The organism is Serratia sp. HNCC26DJ206, from assembly GCF_057180605.1.
In genome coordinates this window covers 1-10,163 of sequence record NZ_JBXUGP010000064.1, presented here as the reverse complement: position 1 = coordinate 10,163, position 10,163 = coordinate 1, and the positions used below count along the sequence as shown (strand labels likewise).

Below are 10,163 nucleotides of genomic sequence, written 5' to 3'. Positions count from 1 at the left end.
CGTATCTTCGGATGTTGTTTATCCACATGGTGCGTAACAGCCTGAAGTACGTGTCGTGGAAAGACTACAAGGCGGTCACCAGCGGATTGAAAACGGTGTACCAGGCCCCGACAGAGGAATCGGCTCTGATGGCGTTGGACAAGTTCGCAGGCGTCTGGGATGAGAAATACCCGCAAATCAGCAAAAGTTGGCGTACTCACTGGGAAAATCTCAACACGTTCTTCGGTTATCCCGCAGATATCCGCAAAGCGATCTACACAACCAATGCTATCGAATCACTGAACAGTGTGATCCGGCAGGCAATTAAGAAGCGTAAAGTGTTCCCGACAGATGACTCGGTGCGAAAAGTGGTTTATCTGGCCATCCAGTCAGCGTCGAAAAAATGGAGTATGCCGATCCAGAACTGGCGGTTGGCGATGAGTCGTTTTATTATCGAGTTCGGTGACCGCTTAGACGGTCACCTTTAATAGGTTGGCAGTTACACAGAATTATGGACAGGCTCGCAAAATATAATAGCAACGTTATTTCTCTTCGAGAAAACGATTATAGGCATGCGCGATATATATCCTGAGGTGTTTTTACTGTTCCCAAATTTTCAACTTGGCTTTTGCATAGGCTTCATATACTAGCATCTCAATCATTTCATTAATTTTGATATCCTTTTTATGGCTAAGATAATCAAGTTGTTTCTTGCACTCCTTGCTAATATAGGTGTTGAGCACTTTTTTATTCGTAACGCTGTCCCTGAATTTTTTTTGATGCCATGCTTTTTTTAATCTGATAATGAAGAGTTCAATCTCAGGGGTGCTTTTGTCTTTAGCCCATTGATCAAAGATGGAGTGGACCTTAAGCTCTGGGCTTTTTTTGAACCATAGATCCACATTCCCGTTCATCATATTGTTTTTTTCAAAATAAGAAAGTACCCACTGATAGTCGGGGTGGTATTTATTCTCATACCTGTCGGAAGGGAACCAGAATGGTTTCTTGAAATCATTGTGAATACGAAGCCAGGCAATTCTCATGTCTTTCAGGTTTACACGTATGTGGCTAATACTGCCCACACGACACTGATGGTCAATTAATAGAATCAATCCCTCGTAATCAATCCCGCTGCCATCAGGACTCAAACTCCAACTTGGTGCAACAACATCCATAAGCGTGGGCGTATTACCGTGCCTATGAATTTTATAATCAGCATGAATAAAATTAGCAACAAAGGATAGCGATCGCCCACAGTCAATCCATTCAAGCTCATGGAATGGGATTAAATTACCCTCTATTACACTCTTGCATTTATCAAAAAAAGCATCAGCAGTAAAAAATGTGCTTATTTCTTTTTCCTCAATGTATTTAATACAGGACTCCTTGAAAAGATGAGTGTTTCCTATTCTTTCCATTAATTCATTAGACTCATTATCTGTCATGAGTCTTGAGCTAAAAATATCGTGTAAAAGCCACCGATTGACTCTTTTTTCATAGAGCCTGGATGCTTGTTTTGTTGTACTCATTATCACTCCACATGTCATCATTACCGTAAATAAATGTGCATAACTCTACGTAGTAAAATGTGTAAAATTGTACGTAGAAATTTATGTGGCATTCTACGTTTCTTTTCTCCTTCCTGTAAGCCTGTTTATCGGTCTCTAAACCCGATTTTACCTGGAGAATTTTAAAAACTTTGAAGTTCGTCATGCATAATATTTACTGGAAATAGCCCAAATGGGTTGTGCCCATACCCTCGTTAGCTACCACTGGTGATGGGTACCAACCGGTAGCCATCATTCCCGGGCAGTGATGCTACGTGCCAAAAATCACAAATTAACCTCCCCCCTCGGCGTCAGAAAAAAACAATCTTCCCTATTTCTTTGAGCTCATCCGAAAAAATGAAAATTCATGACCAGAATTTAAAGCAAACCATGCTGAGTGAGTTTCTGCTCCGCGGGCAACTTGAATGATATTGGACAGTCGTTACCGAAACATGCCTGACGTTTCTCCTCAGTTTCTTGTTGCCCTCTTGTTTGTCTTCCGCTAATAGATCATCATTACTGAGATAAAATAACCAGATTGATGAAATGGCAGGCATCCTCAAATGGCCATTCTGTTCTGAGGCTAATTCCAGAGTGGTTTTTAAGGTGGACTATATGGGCTCAGGTCATAGCGGGAAAGGCGTATCTTTATTGAAAATTAGGCTAAATATGTCTGATTGGTAATATAAATAATAAAGAAGGTGTCTTTTTTAAAATAGGATGTTCGAATCGTTTCTTGTAAGGTTTTTATAAGAATTAAAGAAAGTCATAAGAGGTTATTCATTGTGATATCTTTTATGATAACCTAAGAAAGCAATGAACGGCAAGAGTCTTTTAATATTGATTTGCCAATCAATGAATACAGGTGTCCATACCTGCCTGAGTATTCTTGAATGTCTATACTTCGATATGTATGCCTAGGGTATTTATCTGGATGTGACTATCTCAATGATTGGGTAAATGGACTTGTTTAAATAATCTCTGTATGTCTCTGCGTAGCTGGGGAACCGTCGATAATAATCTCTTGCTGTACCGATTCCTCAAGTGTTGTCACAGAGTACTTTCCCTAAAGAGAGTACGACTCTTAAATACCTCTCAAACGCCAGGTATTGCTATTGGTTGTGCAGATACCTTCCTACCGTCAGGTATTTCTAGAGACGGTCTATTAACCTCCACGACAGTGCTACTCTCAGCATTAAAACAAAAATCTCTATAATCCGATATTGATGATCGAGGGGGGCACGGTATTCAACGGGGTATAGGTTGGCCGTTGAGTATGATCCCTGGGGATCCCTCTCTCCCTGATATCTGGGGGGGACGGGCCTACAGGGACTGATTAATCGTACTGTTCGTGGAGTGGATCGTTATGCTGATTGGTAGGGTAAGCAGATATTCTTTGCAGAGGGTGGATTCTTAACCACCTGACGTTCTGGAGTAGATCGAGATATCCTGCTTTCCTGAGTGGCTTGTCATGCGTTTTTATTCCTCGTAGGTAAGCCTGAAAACAACGAGTTATCGTCCCCTAGGGCGTTACAGGCACTCTAAGGCCTACGCAATACGTAACAGGTCAGGTGTTTTGAGTGTACCGCTATCCGAAAGTCTGGTTGTGGGTGGGCGAGTCCCTGGGTAATTGGTTCGGTAGAGCGGTGGGGAGGCTCTCGTACCGTGTTGACTGCTCAACCATTGAATTTCTACAAACTCAAAAAGCCGTCATCTTAACGTGACGTATCAGATCACAATCACGACTGACACCAGGCGTTCGCCTCAGTCTGCAACCGACATCGTTACCGACGCTGGCTGGTGTCGATCAGATAACCTGTAACGATCAACCTGTAACGATCCCGGCTCCTCCGTCATCCAGCGATCCCGCCGATGCGATTACCCGATTTCCCCAGAACGTCTACGCGTTGACACCCCAGCGTCACCGAACCTCAAAAGTTTTTTACGTCACCGGCCATGGATATGAACCACAACCCACCGGAGACCCTGTAAATGAATCAGACTTTCAATCCCTTATGGCAACAACGCATCAACGACACCTTCCTGAACGCCCTTGAGGCTTACCCCCGTGTACTGATGCTGCGGGTTGACCTGCGACTCCCTGATGCCCCTGCGGCCACGGATGCCGCCGTGATATCCCGTTTCACCGATGCCCTGAAGGCCCGCATAGCCGCATACCAGCAGCGTAAACAGCGTGAAGGCAAACGGGTCCACTCCACGGCCCTGCGTTTCGTTTGGGCCAGGGAATTTGGGGAGCGCAACGGCAAAAAACACTATCACGTTGTTCTGCTGCTGAACCGCGATACCTGGTGCGGGGCTGGAGACTACGGCAATCCAGACTCACTGGCCGGGATGATTAAGCAGGCTTGGTGCAGTGCCCTGAAGGTCGATGCACAGCAGTATTCCACCCTGGCGCACTTTCCAGAAAGCCCCTCGTCATGGCTGGTGCGTGGGAATACCTTGCACCTGCAGCAGGGACTGGCGCGGGCAGGTTACCTCGCCAAAAACCACACCAAAGTCACCGGCGATGGTGAGCGCAATTTCGGCTGTAGCCAGGACTGACAGACTCGGAGAGGGATGCCAAACAGCGATTCAGACGTTGCAATGGCAAAAGTCAGCAGCACCGATCCCGGTATTCCCTTATTTTTTACAACAACCCCGGTTGGTATAGCGGAGTCAGCGGGGTAAGCACGTAGCAATAAGCCTACCTGCCCGACTCCGGTTTCCCTTGGACCAACCGGAGAGCACGATTATGACCGTATTACCCGACCTGACCAACGACCATCTGGTCACGATGGCCTTTATCACCGAGTTCACGGGGTTGAGCGACAAATGGTTTTATAAACTCATCAGCGAAAGTGCGTTCCCCAAACCGATCAAACTCGGGCGTAGCTCCCGGTGGCTACACAGCGAGGTGCAGGCTTGGATGAAGGCCCGCATAGAAGAGTCCCGCCAGTAAGCCTTACTCCTCCAGTTACACCATTCCAGGCCGTATTTTCACTGTCCGCTCAAGGCGGAGAGTTGCGGCTACCTGAAATCTGACATTCAACATCCGAGGATAACCAGACATGCAAAGCACATCCCCATTACTCCACCATTATCAGGCCTGGCTTGATGACTTCACCCGTGTCAGCCTTTGGCACGGTTTGTGTCAGCAAGAGCTCACGCAATGGCACCGGCTGGCGCTGACGTCCTGCCCCGAGGGCACCGTTATCGTCATTCCGCAGTGCCTGCTTCAGATAACGCATTCTCCAAGCGTAGAAGCCTGTGCCATTGTCCCTAACATAACCAAACAGACTGATTGGCCCCTGCTGCCTGGTGTGCTGCTCAGCGAATGCTATCGTCTGGAGAAAGGCATACTGGCAGAGCAGCTACAGATGTTGTTCAGGTTGCATTCACCGGCTTTTCGACAAGCTCTGACACTGTTGTGCTGGTGTGAGCTGGTGAAGGGGCTGGAGATGAGCGAATGGACGACGTTGCACCTGCTGTCCCCCGACGCGCTGAATCAATGGCTGGCAGCGAAACAGAAAGCCTACGTGGGGCTGACGACGCTGACCGAAGGTTATAGCCGTGCTTCACGGCCACTCTGAGCCTGTTTCGTACAGCGAGTTATCGCCACACCGTTCTTTGTCGTTTCACACCTTACAACCCCATCATACAGCCAGAGTCACTGCCCGAACCCTTTGGCGGCTTCTGGCTGTCTGTTAACCCCGGACCTCTTATTATGAGCAAAATGAAAAGCCGCCATGACGACCTGCTGGGGTACTACCAGACCTGGTTGACCGATTTCACCAAACTTCTGGTTCGCCAGGGCATGTGCCACCCGCAGATTTACACCTACCACCGTCTGGTGGTGTCCAGCCTGCGTTTTCCCGACCGTGCCGAGGTGGCGATTGTCCCCGAATTTCTTTACCGACTGGTTCTCCCCAGTGAGCTGTTGGTCGACGACCGGGGATGCAGCCTGGAGATGGATAGGTATTCACTGCTGCACCACCCGATGCTGGAGGGGATATTGTTAAGTGAATGCCTGCGTCTCAAACAACCTTCATTGGCGAACTGGTTGGGTTCGCTGCTTCGTCACTTCGGCAGCAGCGAAATCAAACACAAGCTGGTGATGTTGAGTTGGTACGATCTGTTGGTCGGTTACCCACCACTCGACGGGATCGAGAAGCTGAAATTCAAAGGGTCTTCCGATCTCAACGACTGGATTAACCAGCGGCAGGCAGAAAACACCGCACTGACGCTCATGATGGATGAATACGTCGTGTTAAATTGCCCCAGTTGCCTAAAGTCGTTTCACGGTGGCGTCAGCACCCCCACACGGCAGCAGGCTGAATAAGCCCCCCGTCTAAACGCCGCCACACCACCGCGTTATCGTAGTTAACCCGACCGTTGTCTCACATCGCTTTGCTCATCTCTGGGTCCAAAAAGCCGACGTGCTCTGTGCCCGTTGCCACACCGAATACCACGGAGAACGCTGCCCTACCGGCGAGCACAGTGCCAGAAGTTCCGGCTGATTGGTTACTGCGACGGCCCTCTCCCTACCAGGAGCTACACCATGCAATTTAAAAAACTGCGCGAAGCTTGCACTCTCAGCGGAGAACTGGTCCACGTTGACACGCTGTTGCCCGACCACACGGTCGACTATTACTGTGGCGATTGCCATAACAGGTTAACGTTACACGTCACGCACACCAAGGGGCGATACTTTGAACATGACCTGGAGCAGGTAGATATCAAGACGGCCCAGGATTGCTACTACCGTCTGACACAACGTGAACCCCACACGTCCCCCAACATTGAGTGGCAGTTTGTGCCCGCGTTGGGTTACCCAGCGTCTCAACCTTACTTTTGTGCGCTGTGCCGACTGGAGTATGAAGGGTTGAAAACCTGCCCCGATTGCAACAGCGCTATCTACACCACCGAAGTCGCGCTAAGGGATCTCAGCAACGTTTTGCCAGAACAAGGGGCCAGGTAAATCCACAGGTAAAAGCAGAGGCTAGGCGCGCAAAAGGGTAGGAGTGCTGGTGGCGATGACAACCGGGTACTGCGTTGAGTGCCAGACCCATTACCACGGCGAAAAATACTGCATCGCGTGTGGTACGGGGATATATAGCATCGAAGAAGTTGGGAAGAATTTCAGGTATCAATGTTGCGGCTGGGAAAGATCAACACGGCTTTGGTATCAGTGAGGAGTGCCAGCTGTAAAATCCTTAAGATGTCAGTATGCCATCAATGGTTGACTTTGGTTACGGCTAGGATGAACCTCAAAGAGGCCCATCCTTCGGGCCAGCGAAAGTGCTGTTCGAATCGGTAATGGTCGATTTGTCCCCCCAGTTGTCTACCCACCGGTATCATAATTGAACTGGTGCATAGAAGGTGTTATCAAATCAAAGCACCAATCCTCAGGTGCCTATCACACCACCGTCTTCACGGGTAATCATGAGCACTGAAGAACGTGGGCGCGGGCTATTGTTTGGGAAGCGAGAGTCACCTTCCTCTCCTGGATGCTGTACGCTGACAAACATCGTCTTATAATCCGGCGTGAAGGCGATACCGGTCAATTCGCATGACTTTGGCCCAACCATAAAGCGGCGTATTTCGCCACTGTTCGGATCGCCCGCTAACATCTGGTTATTACCTTGCCCCTGATAATCGCCTTTATTGCTGTATTTACCATCGGTCAGGATCCACAGACGTCCTGCCTGATCAAAGCCTAAACCGTCAGGACTGTTAAAGGTATTTTCTGCCGTGATGTTTGGCGTACCACGGTTAACGCCCTCTGGATGGGCAATAGGGTTGCCGGCCAGCACGTAAATGTCCCAAGAGAAATTTTCCGCAGTTGCATCACCGCCCTCATCCCAACGAATAATCTGGCCGTAAATGTTGTTAGGGCGAGGATTGGCGGTGTTCACCGGCATGCCTTCTTCACCGCGTTTGCTGTTGTTGGTCAATGTGCAATAGATACGCCCATCGTACGGATTGACCGCTATCCATTCGGGGCGGTCCATTTTGGTTGCACCAACCACTGACGCTGCTTTACGTGTAAAGATCAAGACTTCGGCCGCATCACGGAAACCATTCTCCGGAGTAAGGCCATTTTTGCCAAACTCCAGCGCAATCCAGCGGCCTGTTCCTTTCAGAGGTGTATTGTTGGCGTCACCGTTAAACTGTGCCACGTATAACGTACCTTCATCGAGTAGGCTTTTACTATTCGCCGGATTGGCGATGTCGATTTTGTTCTTGGAAACGTATTTGTAGATATGCTCGCCGCGCTCATCATCTCCCATGTACACCACAAGGCGGCCGTCTTTGGCTACCCTCACAGCAGCGTTTTCGTGTTTGAAACGGCCCAAAGCAGTATGCTTTATCGGCGTGGAGTTCGGGTCCATTGGGTCTATCTCGACGATCCAGCCGAACCGGTTGAGCTCATTTGGATTCTTCGCCACGTCGAAGCGATCGTCAAATGTCGACCAATTACGTTCTGGCTCTTGGGCTTTCAGGCCATAGCGTTTTTGTTCAGGGGTAGTTTTATAATCGGCTTGTTGGGCTCCGAAATAGGTTTCGAAGTTTTCTTCGCAGGTTAGGTAAGTGCCCCATGGGGTTTTTCCGTTTGCACAGTTATTGAGCGTGCCCAGAACTTTACGGCCTGTTGGATCGGCGGCTGTTTGTAGCAGTGGATGGCCAGCGGCCGGGCCGCTGAACTGCATTTCGGTATTGGCGGTGATGCGGCGGTTATAGCGCGATGGACGCTCAACTTGCCAGCGTTGGCTATCACTAATGCGTTTCACCGCAACAATGGATACCCCATGCGCCGCCTGGGATTTACGGACGTCTTCCAGACTGTTCGCTTGGCTACCGCCATGGGCGAACAGGTATTGCTCATTAACGTATTCGTTGTTGATCGCTATAACGCCATGGTTGTCGTCAATGGGGAAGAAACTCATGCCGTCATTATTATCGCCAAACTGTTTTTCTTGATCGGCTGCGCTGTTGCCTCCGTTGGGATCGAACGCCACTGCGCCATCCACTAACGGTTCGCCCCAGGAGATAAGCACCTCGGTTTTATAGCCAGGAGCAATTACTACATCGTCGGCCGTGGAGGCCGCAATCCCTTTGAAACCCAATAATTTACTGGTTGGCAAATTTTCCGCCAGCGCTTCAGTGGAAACGCTTAAAATACTACCACCAAGAAAACTGGCTACGCCAACGGCACTGGCACTGGCCAGCAACAATTTACGGCGGGTAGGGTTAGTCACATGGTCGGTAGTTAGTAGCTCTATTTTATTCGTCATGATATTGGCTTCCTGAATAGTTTGTGCCACTAGCAAAATTCGCCAGAGTTGCCGAAGCGATCAAAATCAGGACTAATACTAGTCAGAGAGTGTGACGGAAATGTTACAGAATAAATAAGAGGGCAAATATCTCTCATGAAAATACAATTTTAGATCGTGACGCAGATTTAGTGGTAGTGGTTGATTGTCAGATACCAGCCGATGATCTTGTCGTGCATCTCTTCTGACTTTGAGAATCATATGGTTTTGCGGGTAAGCCGCTGAAGATGTGTCCGCAGGGGCTTTGTTGAATAAATCGAACTTTTGCTGACCCGCAGGATCAGATCACTCTCCTTCTGACAGAACAGCGACATACCGTGGCAAAGCAAAAGTTCAAGATCACCAACTGGAAGGTTTACAACAAGGCCCTTATCACTCGAGGCTCTCTCACTTTCTGGGTGGATGAAACAGCAATCCATGCCAGGCACTGCGAGGCAACATCGTCTATGCGGGGTCGCCCGCAACATTATTCCGATATGACCATCACCACCGTATTGATGCTGAAACGTGTTTTCGGCCTGACACTTCGGGCCCTCCAGGGCTTCGTCGACTCCATTTTCTCACTGATGAAAGTGCCGTTAAACTGTCCTGATTACACCTGCATCAGCAAGCGGGCGAAATCCGTCAATATCCCGTTTAAAACCCCAACACGGGGGCAATGCCGATCCTTAATCTACGGCAATATAACGGCTTCCATAACAGGGAGCCGTTTCTTTATGCCACTTCTTGATGACCTGCTGAGTTTTGACAACCAGCCTTTATTACCCCCGCCTTCCGCGCAACTTTTTGCTGAACATCTTCCCGTGGAATGACTTCAGCACTGCCTTTCACTTTCCACTCATGCCACCATCAGACGCCGCCGACTACCCGGTGATATGGTGGTCTGGATGGTCGTTTGCATGGCTTTCTTTCGTAATGAACCCATTACCGATATTGTCCGCCGCCTTAACCTCAGCGCTGATGGTGAAGCGGGTACTCAGCTTTTCGCCCGTAGCGCCATTACTCAGGCTCGTCAGCGGGTCGGGGCAGCCCCCGTTGAGTGGCTATTCCGCCAGACGGCACAGACCTGGGGAGCCGAACGGTATCCCAAAGATGACTGGAAAGGGCTGCAACTTTTCGCCGTAGATGGTGCACAACTGCGTACGCCGGATGAACCGGAACTGCGTGAGCATTTTGGCTCAAGTAACACCTCAACTGCTTGCCAGAGTCCTTTCCCTGTCATGCGTCTGGTAGCGTTGATGAACCTGAGCAGTCATGTGTTGCTGGATGCTGTCATTGGGCCTTATGCAGCTGGAATTTGGCG

The 10,163-nt window shown here is 49.3% G+C and carries 9 protein-coding genes and 3 pseudogenes; 9 read left to right on the top strand and 3 right to left on the bottom strand.

The genetic code is table 11. The features are described from left to right. On the top strand, nucleotides 1-467 hold a 467-nt coding region (locus AC2A1E_RS23495), incomplete at its 5' end, for a transposase (protein WP_484385754.1). A 111-nt stretch (nucleotides 468-578) separates the two neighbouring features. On the opposite strand, the gene AC2A1E_RS23490 is transcribed toward AC2A1E_RS23495, so the two are convergent. Next, the gene (locus tag AC2A1E_RS23490) at nucleotides 579-1,508 is read right to left on the bottom strand and encodes a hypothetical protein (protein ID WP_484385753.1); all 930 of its coding nucleotides are present in this window, start codon (nucleotides 1,506-1,508) and stop codon (nucleotides 579-581) included. 2,010 nt (nucleotides 1,509-3,518) lie between these two features. On the opposite strand from AC2A1E_RS23490, the gene AC2A1E_RS23485 reads away from it, so the two are divergent. The 6 genes from AC2A1E_RS23485 (at nucleotide 3,519) to AC2A1E_RS23460 (ending at nucleotide 6,718) form a co-directional block, all read left to right on the top strand. After that, the gene (locus AC2A1E_RS23485; protein WP_484385752.1) at nucleotides 3,519-4,088 is read left to right on the top strand and encodes an inovirus Gp2 family protein; all 570 of its coding nucleotides are present in this window, start codon (nucleotides 3,519-3,521) and stop codon (nucleotides 4,086-4,088) included. A gap of 190 nt (nucleotides 4,089-4,278) precedes the next feature. Beyond that, nucleotides 4,279-4,485, top strand: coding sequence for a helix-turn-helix transcriptional regulator (locus AC2A1E_RS23480; protein WP_484385751.1), 207 nt, complete (start codon nucleotides 4,279-4,281; stop codon nucleotides 4,483-4,485). 109 nt (nucleotides 4,486-4,594) lie between these two features. Further along, the gene (locus AC2A1E_RS23475; RefSeq protein ID WP_484385750.1) at nucleotides 4,595-5,116 is read left to right on the top strand and encodes a secretoglobin family protein; all 522 of its coding nucleotides are present in this window, start codon (nucleotides 4,595-4,597) and stop codon (nucleotides 5,114-5,116) included. Between the two features lie 134 nt (nucleotides 5,117-5,250). Next, a complete protein-coding gene (locus AC2A1E_RS23470) occupies nucleotides 5,251-5,865 on the top strand; it encodes a hypothetical protein (protein WP_484385749.1) in 615 nt (204 codons plus the stop codon). Between the two features lie 219 nt (nucleotides 5,866-6,084). Further along, nucleotides 6,085-6,504, top strand: a complete 420-nt coding sequence (locus AC2A1E_RS23465) for a putative zinc ribbon protein (RefSeq protein ID WP_484385748.1) — start codon at nucleotides 6,085-6,087, stop codon at nucleotides 6,502-6,504. A gap of 55 nt (nucleotides 6,505-6,559) precedes the next feature. Continuing rightward, nucleotides 6,560-6,718: a putative zinc ribbon protein gene (locus AC2A1E_RS23460; protein ID WP_484385755.1), complete on the top strand. Its 159-nt coding sequence runs from the start codon at nucleotides 6,560-6,562 to the stop codon at nucleotides 6,716-6,718. A gap of 213 nt (nucleotides 6,719-6,931) precedes the next feature. Here AC2A1E_RS23460 and AC2A1E_RS23455 read toward each other — a convergent pair whose 3' ends face one another. Together AC2A1E_RS23455 and AC2A1E_RS23450 are read right to left on the bottom strand one after the other, a co-directional pair. Then, entirely contained in the window at nucleotides 6,932-8,821 is a 1,890-nt protein-coding gene (locus AC2A1E_RS23455; RefSeq protein ID WP_484385747.1) for a PhoX family protein, read from the bottom strand. A 167-nt stretch (nucleotides 8,822-8,988) separates the two neighbouring features. Further along, nucleotides 8,989-9,099, bottom strand: a pseudogene (locus tag AC2A1E_RS23450) (IS1 family transposase); the annotation flags it as partial. 78 nt (nucleotides 9,100-9,177) lie between these two features. Here AC2A1E_RS23450 and AC2A1E_RS23445 point away from each other — a divergent pair. Then, nucleotides 9,178-9,534: pseudogene (locus AC2A1E_RS23445) on the top strand (transposase); the annotation flags it as partial. A gap of 42 nt (nucleotides 9,535-9,576) precedes the next feature. Further along, a pseudogene (locus AC2A1E_RS23440) lies at nucleotides 9,577-10,163 on the top strand (IS4 family transposase); the annotation flags it as partial.

Excerpts from the sequence above, each read along its gene's own strand:
- AC2A1E_RS23490 (WP_484385753.1), bottom strand. The coding sequence starts at position 1,508 with ATGAGTACAACAAAACAAGCATCCAGGCTCTATGAAAAAAGAGTCAAT.
- AC2A1E_RS23485 (WP_484385752.1), top strand. The coding sequence starts at position 3,519 with ATGAATCAGACTTTCAATCCCTTATGGCAACAACGCATCAACGACACC.
- AC2A1E_RS23480 (WP_484385751.1), top strand. The coding sequence starts at position 4,279 with ATGACCGTATTACCCGACCTGACCAACGACCATCTGGTCACGATGGCC.
- AC2A1E_RS23475 (WP_484385750.1), top strand. The coding sequence starts at position 4,595 with ATGCAAAGCACATCCCCATTACTCCACCATTATCAGGCCTGGCTTGAT.
- AC2A1E_RS23470 (WP_484385749.1), top strand. The coding sequence starts at position 5,251 with ATGAGCAAAATGAAAAGCCGCCATGACGACCTGCTGGGGTACTACCAG.
- AC2A1E_RS23465 (WP_484385748.1), top strand. The coding sequence starts at position 6,085 with ATGCAATTTAAAAAACTGCGCGAAGCTTGCACTCTCAGCGGAGAACTG.
- AC2A1E_RS23460 (WP_484385755.1), top strand. The coding sequence starts at position 6,560 with ATGACAACCGGGTACTGCGTTGAGTGCCAGACCCATTACCACGGCGAA.
- AC2A1E_RS23455 (WP_484385747.1), bottom strand. The coding sequence starts at position 8,821 with ATGACGAATAAAATAGAGCTACTAACTACCGACCATGTGACTAACCCT.